This is a genomic window from Nostoc sp. DedQUE08 (assembly GCF_034530895.1).
In the GTDB taxonomy this organism is placed as follows: domain Bacteria; phylum Cyanobacteriota; class Cyanobacteriia; order Cyanobacteriales; family Nostocaceae; genus Nostoc.
This window is the reverse complement of sequence record NZ_JAVRCD010000057.1, coordinates 34,237-54,064: the sequence shown is the minus strand read 5'-3', so window position 1 is coordinate 54,064 and position 19,828 is coordinate 34,237. Positions and strand designations below refer to the sequence as shown.

Below are 19,828 nucleotides of genomic sequence, written 5' to 3'. Positions count from 1 at the left end.
GTATGGACATTGCACAGTAGATGACCTCAATTCATCCCTCTATTATGCAACGCCTCTTTTATAAAATAGATTAATAGCAGATATAAGTGGATTTAGATCCCCGACTTCTTGAAGAAGTCGGGGATCTGCACTTGAATAGTAAGTGCGTATATTTTTAAATTTACTGGCAATGATAAGAATATAAAATATTGTCTACATCTTCGATGGTAAGATTTTGTTTGTCAGCTAAAGTTTTTAGCATATTGGTAATATCTTTAAGCTGGGATAAATTAAAGGAAAGTCCTAATTCATTCGCTCGGTAATTAACCGCCTGTTTTCCAGCCAATTTATGATTAATTAAGATTGAGCGCGTTACACCAAAACTCCTGGGATTAATAGCTTCATAAGTCTCAGAGTTATTAAGCATAGCTTTAGTATGAATGCCAGCTTTATGACTAAAAGCACTCTCACCAAAAACACAATGGTTAAAAGGAATAGAAATTCCAACTTTTCTCGCAACTAATTCATGCAAGTAACCAAGTCGATCTAAGCGATATTTTGATTTAATCTGTTCTGGATTTGTGGCATATAACCTAGCGATGAATCCAGCTAGTGAGGTAATACCATTGCGTTCACCAATACCCAGAACACAAGTGTCAATATGAGTTGCTCCTGCTTCCAATGCTGTATAACTGTTAGCATTTGCACATTCTGTATCATTATGGCCGTGAAACTCAATATCTAAATTAGTGAACTGGCGCAAAGTCTTCACTAATTCAAATACTTGCATTGGCGTAATAATTCCTACTGTATCGGCAATTCCTATGCGTTTGACAACTCCTAATTTTTCAATCTCCGAGTAAATTGTGATTAAATCTTCTATGGAAGTGCGTGACGAATCCTCAGCTGAAAACCGTAACTCAACATCGGGAGATTGTTGATGGATAAAAGTTAAAACTTCAGATGCTAAATCAATAATTTGATTAATATTTTTACCATGACTGAACTGACGCATCAAAGAAGAACTACCAATAGTTAAATTAATCCCGGCTACGCCTGTTGCTAAAGCAACTTTAGCATCTTCTAAGTGACAGCGAATGTGAGTTAATATTTTGGATGGCAAGCCTAACTGAGCCAATCGTTCACAGTCTCGTCTAGACTGAGGTGAAGCAATTGGTGACGTTAACTCTATATATTCCACTCCAAACTCAGCAAGGGCTTCAGCAATCTCGACTTTATCATCTGAAGAAAAATTGGCTTTGACAAATTGTTCGCCTTCACGGAGAGTACTTTCTACAATTGCAAATTCAGATAGCGACATTGAGCAATCCCTATACTAATTCTGACTAAGGATATTCACTTATTAGTTTTTATATTAGCAGATTTGTATAATTGAGAAATAATTGCTTTGGCTGATTCTTGAGGACTGACTATAGTATCAATTATAAGAGAGCGATCGCTCGTATCCATCGCCTCTAAAATCTGTTTCGTCAAAACCGAATCATAGTTCTGACTTTCTTCGACAAATATTTTTAGTTTTTCCCGCAATTCTAGACTTGTGATAACTTGTTTACTGATAAGTTCTAAGATTTGTTGTTCTTCTTTAGGAGTAAAATAAGCAGAAGCTTCTGGTACGCCCAAACTAGCAAAATTACTCAAGACTTCTGGAATAATTTGCATCCGCTCGTCTAACTCTTGATTAGCAATTCGATCGAAAGAATCATGACGTTTTATAAGCCTTTCTAAACGTACAGTATTTGGTGCAGTCAACATTACAAATTTAGCATTTTTTAAAGCTTTCGCTGCATAGCGAATCTCATTTTCACCACGTAAACTATCGAAAACTAACATAGAGTTTACTTGTTGTGGATTAATATGTAGCGAAGCTAAGATGTGACCCATTCCACCAGGAAAGTATTCTCTATAAAGACGAGTATAAGTTAGGCGTTTAATCCGGCAATGGGGTTGTATGAGTTTCTCTTGCATTTTTAACATTGGCGCAATTATTACGCGTTCGGTTAAAACACGACGATTAGGTAAAAGTGTAAAATCCAAGCCTTCTTTAGCCAAAGCTTTTGCAATCGTGCTTTTTCCTACGCCAGTCATACCTACTATGATTAGTAAAGGAAAACTCGTTATTGGCAACCAGTCTTTAGGAACAGGAAATCCTACACCTACACCTAGACTTAAGTGTTCAAAAAATAGATTTTGCCTTGTTGTATTAACTCGATCCTGCACAATATGAACCTCTTTTTAGCTTAGTTATTATAAAGATACAGTTATCATATAACCTCAGTACTTATACATAAAATTAGCTGTTTTAAATTTGATGTATATTATTATCAATAATTACTTTTTTTAAATTTTTTATCTTACTTTTTGGAGCAAATGACCGCCCCACCTATTCGTGTAATGCTCGTCAAGCAGAGATACTACCGTTAAGTAAATGAGGTGATTTCAAAATTATTAAGATATTTTAAAAAAAGCTATTTTTAAAATAAAAACTTGCTAACTTACTAAAGTATAAATAGTCAAAATTAGTGAATTAAAAACATGGAAATTAGCGCTCGTAATTCTCTGAAGGGTACTGTCAAAAAAGTTGTACATGGTTCAGTTAATACTGAGATAACTTTAGAACTAGCGCCAGGAGTAGAGCTAGTATCAATCATCACAAAATCATCAGCGGAAAAGCTATCACTTGCAGAAGGTAAGCAAGCCTATGCTGTGATTAAATCATCAGATGTGATCGTTGCTGTTGATTAAAAAATAGAGTTGGCTTCCTTTGTGAGCCACTCTATATTTTCATATAAAATTGCATTTATTTATACAATTATAGTGCAATAGCGTATTCAAGCGTAATTGCAGCAATCATATTAGATTTTTAAAATTGAAAATCACAGATACTCAACTTATTTAAAAAGCCAGGTATTTGATGTTTCAGAAATGATTAAATAAGACTATACATAAAGGTTAATTAATGGAATTATCAATAATGCGAACATAAATCGCTTGGACACTTTCTAAATTTAGGACAAAATCTATGTTATCAATATTGAGGATAAAAGAGAAAAATTTTGTCACAACCTGATATGAGTTCTTATTACTATTCCCATTAATACAAATTTTTTAAAGATTATTCCATTTTGATTTTTATAAAAAGTTACGATTTCTAGCTCTTGCATTATAAATAATTCTAATAAATAGCCAATAACACTAAAGCGGGTAGATATTTAATTATAAATTAGGAATTTTGAAAGGAGGAAGGAAGTATATTTTCATCCTTCATCCTTCATTTGTTATTTGGTTGCAAAAGGCAGCAACCAAAGTAATAATTTAGACCAGATATGCTTCTTGATGTGTTTTAATTGTGCAATTAGAACGAGGATAAGTTACACAAAGTAGAGCGTATCCTTTAGAAACCTGATCGTCATCTAAAAAGTTTTGATCGTCTTGATTAACTTCACCTTCGACAACTTTACCAACACAGCTAGAGCAAGAGCCTGCATGACATGAAAAGGGCAACTCAATACCATTTTCTTCTGCTGCTTCTAAGATGGTAGTTTCTTCGTCAACTTCAATTGTGGTGTCGATGTCTTCTTTTTTGTTGATTAATCTAACTTGGTAGGAAGCCATTTTTAGATTCTCCTCAAACGTTATACAGTTGGTCTAATTTCCGAATTTTTTGAGCAACCTATCCTACTTTTTGCTTCCCTTCTTCTGACAGAGATGCTAAGTTTAGTTAGCTTTTTTATAGAGATAAGGGATGCAATGCGAACTAGAAGCTATCTCAAGGGCATTGAAACTCTGCGGAGTGCGTTTATGGGAAATCTCTACAATTGACTTAGCACTAACGAAATGATGTTAGCTGCAAGGTACACCAGTAGGCGTACAGTCGCCTGTTTTAAAAGACTTTCCACAACCGCAGGTATCAGTTGCATTAGGGTTGATGAATTTAAAACCGCTTTCCATCACTCCCTCAACAAAGTCAACGATAACTCCGTCTAATAAGGGCGCACTTTTGGCATCAACGTAAACCAGTACTTTGCCTTGCTGACTTACTAAATCATCTGGTTGAGGCTTGCTGGTGATATCGATCGCATATTCATAGCCACTGCAACCACCATCTTTTACCGAGATGCGGACACCTTTAGTTGCGCCATCAGCGTCGGGTGCGGAACCTTTAAGGAATGCCCGCAGATGAAATTCTGCTTTTTCTGATAAAATAACGGCCATCAGTTCTCCTGATTTGTAGCGATTAGTTGTTCTGATTTCAGGTGGGGTTGTCATTTGTCAGTTGTCCTTTGTCCTTTGTCATTTGTCAGTTGTCCTTTGTTATTCACCAATGACTAATGACCAATGACTAATGACTAATGACTATTGACTGTGGGTTCCATCGAATTGGATTGCGCGTGTCTCCAAGGCGCACTATTGCCGCATACTGGACAAGAGCGATCGCGGTGAGAACGGCGTTTAGCAAATTCCATCCGATTTAAGTCGATTGTCAGTAATTGCGACAATAGAGGCTGACTAAACCCGGTGATCAGCTTGATAGCTTCCAACGCCGTTAAACAAGCTAGGGTTCCAGAAACAGCACCTAGAACTGAAAAGCCACGCTGATCCCAATCAGGCTTTTCTGGAAACAGACAAGATAAACAAGGAGTCACACCAGGAATAATCGTCGTCAGGTAAGCCTCCATCCCATTCATTGCGGCTTCCACCATTGGTTTACGCGATCGCACGCAGGCTTCATTTAACAAATTGCGCTCTGTAAAGTTGTGGGCGCAATCAAGAGCCATATCAGCAGATTGCACTAACGAATCTACATTTTCCGGGGTGATGTAATCATGAACAGCTTCCACTTGGACATCAGGATTGATCGCATCCAGAGTTTCTTTAGCTTTGAATACCCTTGGCTTACCTACCCAATCATCAGTCATAAGAACCTGACGATTCATATCATCTTGCCGCAAGTCACCACCCCGGACTAGGATTAGCCGCCCAACGCCCGCTACTGCTAAGTAAAGCGCCGCCGTACCGCCTAATCCCCCCACACCTGTAACCAAAACCGTCGCTGACTTCAGGCGCTTCTGTGCTGTTTCGCCAAAATTCGGAAGCATCATTTGGCGACGATAGCGTTCTAATTCGGTAGGCGTTAGGTTAACCAATTTATACCTCCTAATCAGAAGTGATTTCTGTCAGTGTGACTACATTTTTCGGCTTATCGTTAAACACTTTGAACAGCTTTTGTTCGTGAGGTGTTGATTCGACAAATACCTGATAAGCTTTTTGCAAAGCCAAAGAATATTGATTTAGTCTCTCTTCTTGATTCAAGTCAGGAGAATTATCATCAATTTCCTGTATATATTGAGAAAACTTTTTCAGAATATGTAGACGATTTACATTCACAACTTCTAAGTCGTAGGACATATTAAAGAATTGAAAAAATTCTTCTGCATCTACGAGTTTCTTGAATTCATCAATAGTTCCAGTCATTTCGCATTCTCCAATTGTTTCAGATGTTGCTTAAGTTCATCTAACTGACGATAGATTTCATAAGTTGCGGCAGCAACATCCATAAGTTGGTTGTAATCTGTTGGCAGACCTTCAGCTAAATCATGCAGATCCATTTTCATTTGACCTGCTTTACTGTTGAGCCGTCTGATTTGTCCTTGTAGTTCCTCAATGCTCGTTTCTTCTGCTTGCACAATCAGCCACTCCTTTTCTAAAAATTAGGAGTTATAAGTTATGAGTTATGAGTTATAAATTAGTAACTGTAAATCCTGAATTATCAGTTAATAGTTAATTCAACTCCTCACTCCTAACTCCTCACTCCTAACTCTTTAAATTTTGCCAACTTCAGGAAAACGTTTCGCCAAATCAAGACCTTTTTTGACGTAGTTTTCTCCCTCTTCTGCTAATTTCTCTACTGAGTCAAAGCCAAAGCGATGAGCATCTCGCAAGGTTTTCACAGCTAACAAGAGACGACCAGAAAAAACTAGCGCCCAGCCAAATCCTTCATGGCTCAAATCAACTACAACCTGAGATATCAAACCTGTTTCTTGTTCAATTCCAGCCGCTACAGCCCGAAAAAATGCCATAATTCGTGCTTGCGTGATCGGATCGACTTCGCCCTCAACGGAGATTTCCCGTTTCTTTTGTTTGGTAACAATAAAGGGTTTGAGAATCAACTCATCCGACCAAGTACGATAAACTCCATAACTGTCTTGACCACGGATTTGTTTAATTAATACCTTCAGGAAAGGTGAGTTCAAGACTTCTGTTGTAGCAGTTCCGTTAACACTATTATTTGTGGTCATACTGTTGCTTCGTCTTCAATTTCATCAGCAAAGTTTGTGGTTTTTGGCTGTAAAGCTTTACGCAACCAAGGTGGAGGATTACCTTTGAGGGTTTTCACTAGCTTATTTAGCACTTCGCTAATTTCTTCTTCTTCCGATCGCGCCTTCACTGGGGTGACACCTTTCTTGATTAACCGAGCGGCGGCGCTACCACCAATTGCTGTTACGTAAATAATCGTACAGTCGCCTATTGACTCAAGTTTTGGGGTAATTTTGTCTTCATTACCATCTTCTTTGAGTTCGCCTTCAAAGGTGAGGGTTTCTACGAAGTGATATCCCTCATCGGTAATTTCGTAAACATCAATCATTTTTGCCCATCCGAAGTGAGCATTAATATGAACTCGGTCACTCGTCGTGAAGGCTATTTTCATTGTAATTCTCCTCAGTTTTGAATTTTGAAGCAATACGGTTCAGTTAGTAATATTTAGCTTTGGAAGATCCCCCTTAAAAAGCTATGGTGTATACACAAGTTTGAAATAGCTGATTATTGATTAACCAAGGTTTTACCCCACCCTAACCCTCCTCTTATAAAGGGGAGGGAACTAGATTTGATTTATTGTTTCCCCCCTTTATAAGGGGGAATTAAGGGGGGTAATTCGACTTGTGTATACATGCTTTAACGAGGGTTAGGGAGGATCAACTCTTAACTGAACTGTTTTGAATTTCAAGTGTGAATTCAAAACTCTGCGCTCACAGTTCCGAACTCTTGGAACTGTTTAACTCTCGCTTCTTCTGCCTCTAAAAACAGGTTGCCGATGCCAAATAAAAGCTCCATCGTGCCTCGATAGCCAACTTTGGTAAATTGACCATTACCTAAACGGTCATAAATGGGCAGTCCTAGACGATAAAGAGGAATCGAGAGGCGTTTTGCGATCGCACCCACATTCGAGTTACCAATCAGCAAATCAGAACCGCCTGCTAAACTCTCGAAGTCTTCTAAGTCGCCGATGGTGATACTTTTAACCGGGAGTTTTTCTAAGAGGTGCGATCGCGTGGTTGTCACCACAGCATGAATTTGCGCTCCCATCGATTGCAGAAAATGCACAGTTGACCACAACAAGTCTGGTTCTAGTGCTAAGGAAACTCGTTTTGCACCGAAGTAAAAGTGAGTGTCCAACATCGCATCTTGCAACTGACGACGTTGGCGGCGGTATTTTTCGGGTACGCTATTACCGCTCAGAATCGCCAATGCTTGGATAAATTCATCTACTGGTTCTAATCCCGTCAGTTCGCCAAACACCTCATAAGGTGTACCAAAGCGTTCTTCCAGAATCTTGGCAGCCCCCCGCATACTTTCACCTAATGCCAGGGTAAAGGCAGAACTACCTACTTCTCGTAGCTGTTTTAAGGTAGTGCCACTGACTGTAACCGCACTATAATTATCCTCTAAATGACCATCTAGAGAAGCGCCAAGGTCAGGTACAAAAATCGGCACTAGTCCAAAGGAGGTGACTATCTCTTTGATTTCCTGTACATCCCCAGGTGTGAAAGCAGAACCCGCCAAAACCGTGACTTGTTCAGTTCTGAGTCCACCTGTGCGGGGAATTTCCTTAACTATGCTTTCGACAGCAACAGCAAAGCCATCTTGCAACGCACCTTTAAAATCTGGGGTAGGTGCAAAAACGATCGCTAAATCATTCAATTCGGGATGGCGATCGCGGATTTCCTTAAGAAAACCTTCAATGTCATCGCCTCTAGTTTCCGTTAACCCAGTGGTACATAAACCAATAATTTCCGGGTTAGCCTTTTCCACCAGAGTGAGAATTGCTTGCTCCACATTCTCTTCACCACCCAAGATAGTAGTGACTTCCGTCATCGCTGTGGTAGCTAGGGGAATCGCTTCCCGGAAATGCCGCACTAGGACAACTTTGGCGAAAGCAGTACAACCTTGAGAACCGTGGAATAAGGGCATTGTCCCTTTCAATCCCAAAAAGGCTAAGGTTGCGCCCAAAGCTTGACTTTGCTTGAGGGGATTAACTGTCAGTGCTTTGTTAGAAGCGGTAACGATCGCCATTTAAACTTCCTCCTCTTCTTCCCAAGGAGCGGGTTTGCGTATTTGTTCCCAAATCGGGCTATACAGAGCTTCGTACAGTTCCCGCGCCATCTCAATCATTCCTACATAACCTGCATAAGGATGGTGGCGTTCTTGGTTGATATCAAGGAAAGGAATTCGAGCTTTCAAAGCTGTGTATTGGTTACGTCCACCTGCAATCAGCATATCTGCGCGAGTGTCTTTAACCAGTTGTAGCAATTCTTGAGCGTTGCCTTTCTCTAGCATGATGCCATCGTTGCCAATCAACTTCTTGATTTTGGCTTTATCTTCTTCAGTACTTTTCCGAGTACTAGTAGCAACAACTTCAATGCCTAAGTCTCTAGCAGCCGAGATAATCGACCAACTCTTGACACCACCTGTATACAAAACAACCCGCTTACCTTTGAGTCGAGCGCGATAGGGAGCCAATGCCAAATCTAAAGCAGCCGTTTCATCTGCAATTAGCTTTTCTGTCCGCTCCTGTAAATCAGCGTCGCCTAATTTAGCAGCGATATTTCGCAGACAGCGATTCATATCATCGATGCCATAGAAAGACTCTTCAATGTAGGGGATGTTGTAACGCTCCTCCATCTTTCTCGCCATATTGAGCAGCGCTCGCGAGCAGATCATGACGTTGAGCTTGGCGCGGTGGGCGTAGCGAATTTCATCGTAGCGAGCATCGCCCGTAATTTTAGACAAAATACGGATGCCTAATTTTTCCAGCAGTGGTGTTACTCCCCACATTTCACCGGCGATGTTGTATTCACCGATTAAGTTAATATCATAGGGCGTTGTATGTTCCGGTTCTGCTGTTCCGACAACATATTCTAATAAAGCTTCACCGCCAAAACGGTTGCCCAGATTTTTACTGCCAATGAATCCTGGGGCAATCACAGGAACAACAGGAATACCAATTTTCTCAGCCGCAGCTTTGCAGACAGCATCCATATCATCGCCAATTAATGCTGTAACACAAGTCGCATAGACAAATACTGCTGCTGGTTGGTAGCGCTCGTGAAGTTCCAGAATCGCTTTGTAAAGCTTCTTTTCGCCGCCGAAGATGACATCATTTTCACCCAAGTCAGTGGTAAAGCCCATTTTGTAGAGTTGAGGGCCAGACGACAGACTACCACGACTGCCCCAGGAATTACCAGCACAGGCGATCGGCCCGTGGACTAAATGAGCAGCATCTGCGATCGGCACTAGAGCAATCATTGCACCATCAAAGGCACAGCCCCCTTGAGCCGCGCCAGGTTGTGCCTGTTGAGCGCATGACTTATTTTTCTTTTCTGCTTGTTTGTGCTGATTATGCTCGCATCCTGTCTCAGTCAGCAGCTCGTTGATTTTGCCTTGGGTGCTTTTCATCTCTCTTCTCTTAATTGTTAATTGTCCTTTGTCATTTGTCATTTGAATTGACTATTGTACAGACGCGATTAATCGCGTCTCTAGCAATGACTAATGACCAATGACTAATGACTAATGATCAATGACCAATGACTAACAAATGTATCTTGTGACATCCTCTCCACAGACATCGGTCAGGTAAGATAGAGCGCGGAAACGCAATCCTACAAATTCGTCATATAAAGGATTGAGTTTACATAGTGGTGGAATATCAATACACTTCCCAAATAATTTAATTTGTCGCTCAAAGGGACAACAACAAGGAATTGTTTGGCAAATTAGATGAGCGATGCGATTATTTTTAACCTGAATTCCATCCACTACACCACGCAACGGATTAAGAAGATTATGGAACCATCCTGGTTTTTTCTGGTTAGGTGGATGGTAATTAGGATGAGGATGAGTATGAGTATGTTCGTGAGTGTGATTGATGGTTTCCATCTATAAATTCCTTGGGTAAATGCTATCAAGAAAAAGGGAAGTTGGGGATTGGGGATTGGTGATTGGGGATTGGGTATTGGGCATTGGGCGTTTTCCCAGTCCCCAGTCCCCAGTCCCTAGTCCCTAGTCCCTAATCCCCTTCTTCACCCTTTAATTAACACGTTGTGTTTCTACGCAATTTCTAACGAATCAAGTCGTAGGAAATATCTGTCTTAGAAGGAATGTTGGTGTTGCGATCGATTTCTTCAAACAGGGTGTTTACAGTCCAGTTGAGGAGGTTGATTATACCTTGATAACCAATGGTGGCGTAGCGGTGTAAGTGGTGGCGATCCATGATGGGGTAGCCGATTCTCACGAGGGGAATCTTGGTGTCGCGCCACAGGTACTTACCGTAGGTGTTACCAACCAGGAAGTCTACTGGTTCGGTGAACAACAATGAACGCATGTGCCACAAGTCCTTACCAGGCCAGAGGGTTGCATTCTTACCGAAGGGGCTAGAAGCAAGCAGTTCTCTCATTTCTGCTTCAAATATTTCGTTGCTGTTGTGAACCAAGATATGCACAGGTTCAGCACCCATTTCTAGCATAAAGCCAACTACGCTGTATACTAAATCTGGTTCGCCGTAGATAGCGAAGCGCTTGCCGTGAATCCATGAGTGGGAGTCAGTCATGGCATCAACTGCACGACCGCGTTCGATTTCCAATTCTTGAGGAATTGGGATACCACTCAATTCGCTGAGTTTCATCAAGAACTCATCAGTACCCTTAATGCCCCAAGGACGGGAAACTGAGGTTGGTTGCTTCCACTCTTTTTCGATGTACTCGCGGGTTTTGAGAGTAGAGTGTGATTGCAGAGCAATTGTAGCTTTCGCATTGATTGAATCTTCTGCATCTTCTAGCTTTGTACCACCTGGGTACATATCGAATTCACCTGTGTTGGGTGAATCCAGGTAGTCGCTGTTGTCAGCTAGAATGGTGTAGTCAAAGCCAAACAAGGAAGCAATCCGCTTGATTTCGCGGTTGTTGCCTACGTAGGTGTCAAAACCTGGGATGAAGTTGATTTTACCATTGCTGGTTTCTTTCTTATGACCTGCGGTCAAGTTAGAAAGAATTCCCTTCATCATGTTGTCGTAACCAGTGATGTGGGAACCGACAAAGCTAGGAGTGTGAGCGTAAGGTACTGGGAAATCTTGAGGAACTGAACCAGCTTCCTTAGCGTTGTTGATGAAAGACTGCAAGTCATCACCAATTACTTCTGCCATACAGGTGGTGCAGACAGCGATCATCTTAGGCTTGTACAGTTGGTAAGAGTTCGCCAAGCCGTCAATCATGTTTTGCAGACCACCAAACACGGCTGCATCTTCAGTCATTGAAGAAGATACACCAGAGAATGGCTCTTTGTAGTGACGGGTTAAGTGGGTGCGGAAGTAAGCAACGCAACCTTGAGAACCTTGAACGAAAGGTAGAGTACCTTCAAAACCAACAGCAGCAAAAATTGCTCCCAATGGTTGACAACCTTTAGCAGGGTTAACGGTTAAAGCTTCACGAGCGAAGTTCTTTTCACGATAATCCCAACCCTTTGTCCACTCTGCAACCCGTGTTACTTCTTCGGCTTCGTGACCGTTTTCAAACTGCTTTTTGTTTTCAAATAGCTGTTGGTACTCAGGCTGGTGGAATAACTCGACGTGATCTTGAATTTTTTCTGGATTCTGAGGCATTTCTGGATCTCCAAGGTTACTGAATTCTTTACTGATCGAGGAATGAGAATTTGAGGCGGGAGTGGGAATATGATTCAAAATTCAAAATGCAAAAATCAAAACGAATTTTTAATCTTTCAATTTTGAATTTTGGATTCCCAACTCCCCCCTGGGGTTTTAGCCCCAGGTTATCCTTACTTATCTCACTCTCCCATTTCCCTAAACGGCAGCCTTAGCTTTAGCTTCAGCCTTTTTAGCCTGAGCTTTTTCATTCCAAGGAGCGCCAATTAATGACCAGGTTGGGCTGTTGAGTGCCAAGTCCATGTCACGTGCGAAGATGGCGAAGCCGTCATAACCGTGATAAGGGCCGGAGTAATCCTTTTTTTGGTTTAATTTTTTTCAACAGCCTAATGTTTGCAATAAACAGTGTCTGTTCTAAACATTGTTCGTTGATAACACATTTATTTTTAGGCTAAATATAGGCTAAAAAGACAGCATAATTATTAGGTTCAGAACTTATATCATGTCCGCTTGCTTATTAAACCCGAAGAACCCCACCCCGCCAAAGCTGTGCTTTGTCTCCCCTCCCCGCAGGCGGGGAGGGGTTGGGGGTGGGGTGCAATGACTGCGGGAATAGTAACTAATTATGCAGACATGATATCACGCATCATTTAAATGTTGTCCTGAACCAAGGTGATTAAAAAATCGCCCGTTTTTTTGCTCATCTCTGCAAGCACAGCAGCAAAAAGAACACATGAGAACTAAAGTACTATTGGAATTAGAGAAAGTTAATCTGCGTTTGAAGTCTGCAAAGGCAAAGGTGACAATTAGAGAATCGAATGGAAGTCTGCAATTACGGGCGACGTTACCAATTAAGCCGGGAGACAAAGATAGCAACGGTACTGGGAGAAAGCAATATAATCTCAGCTTGAATATTCCCTCTAACTTGGATGGACTCAAGACGGCTGAGGAAGAAGCTTATGAATTAGGGAAGTTAATCGCTCGTAAAACTTTTGAGTGGAATGATAAATACTTAGGTAATGAGGCAATTAAAAAAGAATTTAAAACTATAGGTGAATTACTCGAACAATTTGAAGAAGAGTATTTTAAGACTCATAAACGAACTACTAAAAGTCAACATACTTTTTTTTATTACTTTTCCCGAACTAAAAGATTTACGAATCCTAAAGATTTAGCGATCGCAGAAAATTTGATAACTTCAATTGAACAAATCGATAAAGAATGGGCTAAGTATAATGCAGCTAGAGCTATATCGGCATTTTGTGTGACATTCAATATCGAAATTGATTTATCTAAATATTCCAGAATGCCTGAGAATAATTCCCGAAATATACCTACAGATGCGGAAATATCTGAGGGAATTATCAAGTTTGAAGCTTATCAAAATAACAGAGGTAATCAAGTTAATCAAAACGTTCAAAATAGTTGGCAACTTTGGCGCTGGACGTATGGAATGTTAGCAGTTTTTGGTTTACGTCCACGGGAACTTTTTATTAATCCTGATATTGATTGGTGGTTGAGTGAAGAAAATACAGATTTGACATGGAAAGTTCATAAGGATTCTAAGACTGGGGAAAGAGAAGCATTACCTTTACATAGACGATGGATTGAGGAATTTGATTTAAGAAATCCGAAGTATTTAGAGATGTTGAGGAGTGCGATCGCAAAAAAAGATAACACTAATCATGCTGAGATAACGGCATTAACACAGCGAGTTAGTTGGTGGTTCCGCAAAATAGGATTAGATTTTAAACCTTATGATTTACGTCACGCTTGGGCAATCCGGGCGCATATTTTGGGAATCCCAATTAAAGCGGCGGCGGATAATTTGGGGCATAGTGTGCAAGTTCACACGCAAACTTATCAACGTTGGTTTTCGCTAGATATGAGGAAGTTGGCGATTAATCAGGCGTTGAGTAAGAGGAATGAAGTTGAGTTGATTAGGGAGGAGAATGCAAAGTTGAAGATGGAGAATGATAAGTTGAGATTGGAGGTTGAAAAGTTGAAAATGTAAATGGTTTATAAACAAAGTTAAATTTACTGATAAATCATACCAAATTTAGAGAATTTGCTATGATTTATAGGTGAAAATCATCCAAATAAACCCATTAAGATATTTATGTCGGCTACTGACATTGGAACACTGATTGTTAGGTCACCCGAAACTCTAGGGGGTCGCCCTCGCATTGCTGATACTAGAGTTTCTGTTCAACGCATCACAGCTTTGTACAAACTTGGGCTGAATGCAGAAGAAATTGCTGAACGCATGGGAAATGTAAATCTTGTCCAAGTTTATGCGGCTTTAACTTATTATCACGTTAATCGAGAGGAAATTGAGGCGTACATCTCTGCTGAAAAAGCAGACTACAAGCGGTTAGCTACAGAAATGGGCTAAGTAATATGAGATCAATTCAATTATTTGTGTAAGGATGTTAGCAATAAAATGCTAGAAAAAGTAATACTTCATAATTTTAAAAGTCATAAATATACAGAACTTAGTTTTGATAGTTCTAGATTACATGCACTCGTGGGAAAAAACAGCGCTGGTAAAACAACCGTACTACAAGCGTTACATAATCTCAGTAGGCTTGCTGCTTCACCATTTAAAAGTATTTTTCAGTATGAAAGATCACCTGAATTCATTACAACAATTGGAAAAAAAGATATTTCTGTTACTGCAAGTGGTTTTTGGAGATTTAGCACTCGGCAGAATTGGGAAGCTTCCTATAGTTGGAAGCAGCAAAATAATGATTATTGGCATCCCATAGCATCATGGAACATAAATGGAAATCCAGGAGAATTAGAAGGATGGTCAAGTTCTTTAAGTGAATCTCCATCTCCAATTTCTCAATCTCTGAAATATGCTGTTTACCTGAAACTAGTTGCAAGTAATCTTGCTAAAGCAGCTTACAGTGAAGAGATTAGGCCGAGAGTTGAGTTTGACGGTTCTGGATTAGCACCCACTTTAGATTTTTTGCGTAATGAGGCTCCAGACAAATTTGAATTAATAGAGGGAATGTTGAGCCGGATTGTACCAAATGTTCGCAAAATTGGTATAAAGCGAGCAAAGGTTCCAGTTATTCGCAAACGTTTAATCGAAGTTGATGGTAAGTCTATTTCCTATGAAGAAAGTCAGGAAATGACAGGGCAAGAAGTGATATTAGATATGAATACTGGTAATCGGATTCCAGCCCATGCAATTAGCGAAGGGACAATGCTAACATTAGGTTTGCTAACTGTGTTGATGAACCCTACTCAACCTAATTTAGTTTTTTTAGATGATGTGGAACAGGGACTTCATCCAAAGGCACAACGTGAGTTAATGACTGTTTTTAAGGAAATCATTCAATACAATACAAATTTGCAAATTATTTTTTCTACTCACTCTCCTTATATTATTGATGAGCTTGTTCCTTCTCAAGTACATATATTAAATAACAGTAATTCTGGATTCACAATCTCCAAACGTTTGGATGAACATCCTGATGTGGAATGGGCAAAACAAACTTTGACAACTGGTGAGTTTTGGGATGCTGAGGGTGAAGAGTGGGTTGTTGCAGGAGAAGTCAGTGATTGAGTTCATTGTAATAGTGGAAAGTGGTGCAGATGCAAGAACAGCTACTAAATTAGCCGAGCGCATTTTGATGGAGCAAATCGATTGGTTAGAACCTGAACTAATAAAAGATATATTTAACTGGAGTGGCTTACAGGTAGGAACAGAACATTCCTGCTGGAGCGACGTTACAAAAATCATTGATGATGCAAAAGACCAACTAAGATATAAACCTCCAAGATTTCTAGGCCATGATAGTAAGAATCTATCGTTAAAAGCCGATGGAGCAGCATCTATCAAGGTTCTTAATTTGGTACGTTTTCTTCAAAGAACGCGACAGATTAAAGCTGTTATCTTTATCCGTGATTTAGACAATCAACCAGAGCGTAGAGAAGGGCTTGAGCAAGCACGCTCAGAACATATTAATCGACAGCCCCAACTAAAAATTGTTATTGGTGCAGCTAACCCAAAGCGTGAAGCATGGGTTCTCAATGGGTTTATTCCGTCTAATCAAGAAGAACGAATTCTAGAACAAATCAAAGCTCGATTGAATTTCGACCCTTGCATAGAATCACACAGATTACGCTCTACCTCACATGAAGAACCCGATAGAATTAGAAATCCAAAAGTAGTAGTTGAGCGGCTAACAGGCAAAGATATGGAACGCGAACAACAGTGTTGGGAAGATACAAATTTGAACCTTCTACGTGAAAGAGGTGTTCATACAGGTTTGACAGCCTACATTCAAGAAATTGAGCAACACTTGATTCCAATTATTTTGTCTAAGTAAAAAATTCGCACCCCTCCCAAAGCATACATCGTCACAAAGCTGATTTATTCAAAAACAACACCGCGATAAATTTCTGTCATCGATAATGTGATCGCAACTGAATCTAAAGAAATAGATCCCTCTAAGCTGCTAAAATCACTGAGCAACCAACCTTCAGCTTGTTTACTGTAGCGTTCCACAAAAGGTTCATCTTGCTCGACTAATAAATATTCGCTAAAACTCGGAATTGATCGATACATCCGAAATTTACTGAGTCGATCGCAATCTGCGGTGGAAGGAGATAGAACTTCAACAATCAGTGTGGGATTCAAGACTTCATCTGAGCGATCGCCATTTAGTTGCGGTTCGCCGTCAAAAACCATTACGTCTGGATATACTCCACGTCGATGTTCGGGAATCCACAGCCGTAAATCGCTGTTAATTGGCTCGAATTGAGTATCGCGCATCACAGAAGTAAGATAGGTCAAGATGTTCCGACCGATGCGGCTGTGTTTAAGGGTTCCTCCAGGCATGGGTACAATTTCTCCATCTCGATATTCGCTGCGTCCTTCGGCTTTTTCTTCGATCGCACGATATTCATCCAAGCTGTAGCGGCGCGAGATGGTAGAAATCATAGGTTGTAAGCGATCGCATTAGCTATAAAACAACAATATTATTTTGTCACAGATTTACTAGTGAGGTGATATAGTCTTGCGGTCTATATATTCTTTTTTCTACAAAAGACTGTGCGATATCTTTCGGGTTATGCAAAGCCGAATTTATCTAGACCTGGTGCTGCTTTAGTGGGATGCACGATAGAATTTAGGCAAAAGACTTTATCTTTTCAATTTGTGACCGAGGGAGTGCCTAAGCAAGATATAGTGATAGCATATCATGCACCTCATGTAAGGCAGTATACAGAGTTTGCTGTAGGCTAAACCTATTGAAAAAGCCTGTTTGCGATCGCTACTCACAAACAGACTTTACTTTTTTTATACTTCTAATTAAGCCTGTTCCCAAAGCTGACGTACATAATCAGGTAGCCAGCTAGCAATTTCCTGAATTCGTTCTTCGGAAAGTTCGTCTTTAGTAGCAGAAAATACTGCTTTAACCGCTTCCTCTCGGTCTACTGTTCCCGGTTTTCCACCTTCGTTAGCAACTCGGAACAGGAAGCGATCGGAATCGATCTTAAAGATACCAGGGCCTTGCCAAGGTGGACGAACCCGGCTCAAAAATCTCACAAGTGGATTGCTGTCTCTCCAGAGATCGGATACTTCAAACTGGAGTGCTTTTTCATCTGTAGGCACTGCCTCTGTATGCAGTTCTGCCTCGACGCGATCGCTAGCCTCTGTGGTCATTAAGTCGCGCATGACGCGAAACACAATTTCGGTAAAGTCTCTGGCATCATAGGGGTCTGCAAACCCGGCTCTGACCTGCACTTTTTCCAGGAACGAACGATGTTCGTCGGCGATCGCAGTTCGATTATCTTCAATCTCCGTTGGGTCAACTTCTGGAATATCTGTTCTAAAACTTTGATCTGGCATTGTTTTTTCTTCTGGTTATTAATTTTGAGTCTTTATGCTTACTTTATGTAAGGTCGCACAAATCAAAAAGCCTTGGAATCTTCCAGAAGTTTGAGATGCCATTTATTCAAAAGTTAGAAATTCATCTGATTTGCATGGATACAGGTAGCAGGACTACGCCCCTACAAAGGTTTTGGATCGCACATATTTAATTTCTGAAAATATCATATCTATTAGATATCTTGCAAAAGTAACTTTTGCCTTGACGTTGGGGTGCATGTGAAAGGTTACTGGGTTTGGGAAAATTTCATCCTTTCCCCTTTACCCCTTCTCCTTTACCCCACAAATGCCAAGAAGTCTATTGAGTAGAGCAATACTCTTAGTGTTTTTGCTCGTTGTAGACATCACTCATTGGTATCAAAAAATAGTCAAAATAGATGAGTTAGTATAAAAGCAGCCGAAACAAAGATGCTAGAAACAAAAAACATCGAAATTCACACTTCCTATGTCAAAGTACCCAACGATGACTTAGAAATTGATGCTTACTTAGCTCAACCAGCACAAAACGGAACCTTTGGCGCAGTTATAGTTTTTCCAGAAATTTTTGGAATCAATAGTAATATTAGGGATATTACGGAATTAATCGCTAAACAAGGTTATGTAGCGATCGCCCCGGCGATGTATCAACGTATTGCTCCCGGTTTTGAAGCTGATTTTAGCGCTGAAGATGTTGGGTTCAGTCCAGAAAGCTATAGGCTGGGGTTTGAATATTATCAACAAGTAAAATATCAAGAGATATTGAGCGATATTCAAGCTACCATTACTTATCTCAAAACTTTACCCAATGTCAAAGATGATGCAATCGGTGTCATTGGTTTTTGTTTTGGCGGTCATGTTGCTTATATGGCTGCAACTTTCCCTGATATCAAAGCAACAGCTTTGTTTTACGGTGGTGGAATTACCACTTCTAGTTATGGCGAAGAGACTCCAACTATTAATCGCACCTCGGAAATCAAAGGTACTATTTATGCATTTTATGGCACAAGAGATATATTAGTTTCACAGGAGGAAACCGAGCAAATTGAGGCAGAATTAAAGAAACATCAAATCAATCATCGTGTATTTCGATACGATGCAGGACATGGATTCTTTGCCGGATTTTTCAAAGACAAGTACCCATTTATGGAACAACACCCAAGTTATAATCCTGAAGCTGCTCCTGATGCTTGGCAACATGTTTTAGAACTGTTTCAAAACCACTTGTGATTCGACTTGTCGTAAATATCGCACTCATTGAACAAGAGTGCGATCCTGTTGCCTTTAAGCTTTGGAATTTTTCAGCAGGAATTGACAACCACATAAAAACGGGTTTGGATTTTCTATGCGATCGTCTGCAAGCACTTCAATGGTCAGCTTACTGTTGTAAATCAATTCGTCATAATCCATCAATGCATCCCACTTGATCTTGTCAGTCGGGAAGCCTACCTGTGAAGCTGCATCAGATATTAATTCTTGCCATTTCTGAATCTCTGGATCTTGCGATTTGCAGTAATCGAGAATGGCAATCAAGCCACCAGGCTTAGTAACTCGCAGGATCTCTGCAAGGGCGCGGACTGGATCGCTAACGACACAGAAGGTAAATCCCGATGCTGCTGCATCAAAAGTATTATCAGGAAAATCAAGATTGCAGAGATCCGATACTTTGAAAGTGATGTCTGCGGATACGCGTTTTTTACGTGCTTCATCCATCATCTTCTCAGAGAGATCGACACCGACCACACGTACACCTTCAGGATAGGCTGGAAGATTAAGACCAGTTCCTACCGCAGCATCCAATACGGTTTGTCCTGGTTTGAGCTGCAAGGAGGCAATTAAGGGTTCGCGCTCGATGTGCCAGTAACGCTTCATAATTGCGTCATAATCTACCGATCCCCGATCGTAGGTTTCAATCACCTGATGTATTTGCATAGATTTTTTAACAAACAGAACTACTGACTTTAACTATCTGTTCAACTGTATAATCTGTTTGCGCCCAAAACTTGTATATTCTCTAA

22 protein-coding genes and 1 pseudogene are annotated in these 19,828 nt (G+C 40.5%); 7 read left to right on the top strand and 16 right to left on the bottom strand.

All coding sequences use genetic code 11. The annotated features are described in order from the left end of the window. Window positions 1-160: 160 nt before the first annotated feature. The gene (lysS, locus tag RMY64_RS28945) at window positions 161-1,300 is read right to left on the bottom strand and encodes a homocitrate synthase (RefSeq protein ID WP_322674582.1); all 1,140 of its coding nucleotides are present in this window, start codon (window positions 1,298-1,300) and stop codon (window positions 161-163) included. Window positions 1,301-1,335: 35 nt separating this feature from the next. Continuing rightward, window positions 1,336-2,217: an AAA family ATPase gene (locus RMY64_RS28940; RefSeq protein WP_322674581.1), complete on the bottom strand. Its 882-nt coding sequence runs from the start codon at window positions 2,215-2,217 to the stop codon at window positions 1,336-1,338. Between the two features lie 315 nt (window positions 2,218-2,532). Between RMY64_RS28940 and RMY64_RS28935 the strand changes: the two genes are divergently transcribed. Continuing rightward, window positions 2,533-2,742 (top strand): molybdopterin-binding protein, encoded by a 210-nt coding sequence (locus RMY64_RS28935; protein ID WP_322667910.1) that lies wholly within the window; start codon window positions 2,533-2,535, stop codon window positions 2,740-2,742. Between the two features lie 570 nt (window positions 2,743-3,312). Here the strand turns inward: RMY64_RS28935 and RMY64_RS28930 are convergent. The 11 genes from RMY64_RS28930 to nifK form a co-directional block, all read right to left on the bottom strand. Then, entirely contained in the window at window positions 3,313-3,612 is a 300-nt protein-coding gene (locus RMY64_RS28930) for a 2Fe-2S iron-sulfur cluster-binding protein (protein ID WP_069069799.1), read from the bottom strand. A 228-nt stretch (window positions 3,613-3,840) separates the two neighbouring features. Then, window positions 3,841-4,212: a HesB/IscA family protein gene (locus tag RMY64_RS28925; RefSeq protein ID WP_229455309.1), complete on the bottom strand. Its 372-nt coding sequence runs from the start codon at window positions 4,210-4,212 to the stop codon at window positions 3,841-3,843. A 134-nt stretch (window positions 4,213-4,346) separates the two neighbouring features. Beyond that, window positions 4,347-5,144 (bottom strand): HesA/MoeB/ThiF family protein, encoded by a 798-nt coding sequence (locus tag RMY64_RS28920; RefSeq protein WP_322683920.1) that lies wholly within the window; start codon window positions 5,142-5,144, stop codon window positions 4,347-4,349. A 10-nt stretch (window positions 5,145-5,154) separates the two neighbouring features. Continuing rightward, window positions 5,155-5,472 carry a nitrogenase-stabilizing/protective protein NifW gene (gene nifW / locus RMY64_RS28915; protein WP_322674579.1) on the bottom strand — a complete coding sequence of 106 codons (318 nt, stop codon included), beginning with the start codon at window positions 5,470-5,472 and terminating at the stop codon, window positions 5,155-5,157. Beyond that, window positions 5,469-5,684 carry a CCE_0567 family metalloprotein gene (locus RMY64_RS28910; protein WP_322667906.1) on the bottom strand — a complete coding sequence of 72 codons (216 nt, stop codon included), beginning with the start codon at window positions 5,682-5,684 and terminating at the stop codon, window positions 5,469-5,471. The genes nifW and RMY64_RS28910 overlap by 4 nt, the downstream gene beginning before the upstream one ends. Window positions 5,685-5,819: 135 nt before the next feature. Then, window positions 5,820-6,296, bottom strand: a complete 477-nt coding sequence (locus RMY64_RS28905; RefSeq protein ID WP_322674578.1) for a NifX-associated nitrogen fixation protein — start codon at window positions 6,294-6,296, stop codon at window positions 5,820-5,822. Further along, window positions 6,293-6,706 carry a nitrogen fixation protein NifX gene (gene nifX / locus RMY64_RS28900; protein ID WP_069069804.1) on the bottom strand — a complete coding sequence of 138 codons (414 nt, stop codon included), beginning with the start codon at window positions 6,704-6,706 and terminating at the stop codon, window positions 6,293-6,295. The genes RMY64_RS28905 and nifX overlap by 4 nt, the downstream gene beginning before the upstream one ends. Before the next feature lie 305 nt (window positions 6,707-7,011). Further along, a complete protein-coding gene (gene nifN / locus RMY64_RS28895; RefSeq protein ID WP_322701796.1) occupies window positions 7,012-8,349 on the bottom strand; it encodes a nitrogenase iron-molybdenum cofactor biosynthesis protein NifN in 1,338 nt (445 codons plus the stop codon). Beyond that, on the bottom strand, window positions 8,350-9,732 hold the full coding sequence (nifE, locus tag RMY64_RS28890) for a nitrogenase iron-molybdenum cofactor biosynthesis protein NifE (RefSeq protein ID WP_322701795.1): 1,383 nt from the start codon (window positions 9,730-9,732) through the stop codon (window positions 8,350-8,352). A 132-nt stretch (window positions 9,733-9,864) separates the two neighbouring features. Next, window positions 9,865-10,212 (bottom strand): Mo-dependent nitrogenase C-terminal domain-containing protein, encoded by a 348-nt coding sequence (locus RMY64_RS28885; protein WP_322674576.1) that lies wholly within the window; start codon window positions 10,210-10,212, stop codon window positions 9,865-9,867. Window positions 10,213-10,393: 181 nt separating this feature from the next. Then, window positions 10,394-11,929, bottom strand: a complete 1,536-nt coding sequence (gene nifK, locus RMY64_RS28880) for a nitrogenase molybdenum-iron protein subunit beta (RefSeq protein ID WP_322674575.1) — start codon at window positions 11,927-11,929, stop codon at window positions 10,394-10,396. A 691-nt stretch (window positions 11,930-12,620) separates the two neighbouring features. Between nifK and RMY64_RS28875 the strand changes: the two are divergent. The 4 genes and pseudogenes from RMY64_RS28875 to RMY64_RS28860 all read left to right on the top strand — a co-directional run. Further along, a pseudogene (locus tag RMY64_RS28875) lies at window positions 12,621-13,943 on the top strand (site-specific integrase); the annotation flags it as partial. Window positions 13,944-14,048: 105 nt separating this feature from the next. Then, entirely contained in the window at window positions 14,049-14,324 is a 276-nt protein-coding gene (locus RMY64_RS28870; protein WP_322674574.1) for a DUF433 domain-containing protein, read from the top strand. Between the two features lie 48 nt (window positions 14,325-14,372). Further along, on the top strand, window positions 14,373-15,506 hold the full coding sequence (locus tag RMY64_RS28865; protein ID WP_322701794.1) for an ATP-binding protein: 1,134 nt from the start codon (window positions 14,373-14,375) through the stop codon (window positions 15,504-15,506). Beyond that, on the top strand, window positions 15,499-16,272 hold the full coding sequence (locus RMY64_RS28860; protein WP_322674572.1) for a hypothetical protein: 774 nt from the start codon (window positions 15,499-15,501) through the stop codon (window positions 16,270-16,272). Before RMY64_RS28865 ends, RMY64_RS28860 begins: the two co-directional genes overlap by 8 nt. 44 nt (window positions 16,273-16,316) lie before the next feature. On the opposite strand, the gene RMY64_RS28855 is transcribed toward RMY64_RS28860, so the two are convergent. Next, window positions 16,317-16,886: a Uma2 family endonuclease gene (locus tag RMY64_RS28855; RefSeq protein WP_322701793.1), complete on the bottom strand. Its 570-nt coding sequence runs from the start codon at window positions 16,884-16,886 to the stop codon at window positions 16,317-16,319. Between the two features lie 111 nt (window positions 16,887-16,997). Here RMY64_RS28855 and RMY64_RS28850 point away from each other — a divergent pair, with 111 nt between their 5' ends. Next, complete coding sequence (locus tag RMY64_RS28850) at window positions 16,998-17,189, top strand: element excision factor XisI family protein (RefSeq protein ID WP_322674570.1); 192 nt, start codon at window positions 16,998-17,000, stop codon at window positions 17,187-17,189. A 66-nt stretch (window positions 17,190-17,255) separates the two neighbouring features. Here the strand turns inward: RMY64_RS28850 and RMY64_RS28845 are convergent, their stop codons facing one another. Next, window positions 17,256-17,795 (bottom strand): DUF2267 domain-containing protein, encoded by a 540-nt coding sequence (locus RMY64_RS28845; RefSeq protein WP_322674569.1) that lies wholly within the window; start codon window positions 17,793-17,795, stop codon window positions 17,256-17,258. A 447-nt stretch (window positions 17,796-18,242) separates the two neighbouring features. On the opposite strand from RMY64_RS28845, the gene RMY64_RS28840 reads away from it, so the two are divergent. Continuing rightward, entirely contained in the window at window positions 18,243-19,040 is a 798-nt protein-coding gene (locus RMY64_RS28840; protein WP_322701792.1) for a dienelactone hydrolase family protein, read from the top strand. A gap of 54 nt (window positions 19,041-19,094) precedes the next feature. Here the strand turns inward: RMY64_RS28840 and RMY64_RS28835 are convergent, their stop codons facing one another. After that, window positions 19,095-19,742 carry a class I SAM-dependent methyltransferase gene (locus RMY64_RS28835; protein WP_322701791.1) on the bottom strand — a complete coding sequence of 216 codons (648 nt, stop codon included), beginning with the start codon at window positions 19,740-19,742 and terminating at the stop codon, window positions 19,095-19,097. Window positions 19,743-19,828: the final 86 nt, after the last annotated feature.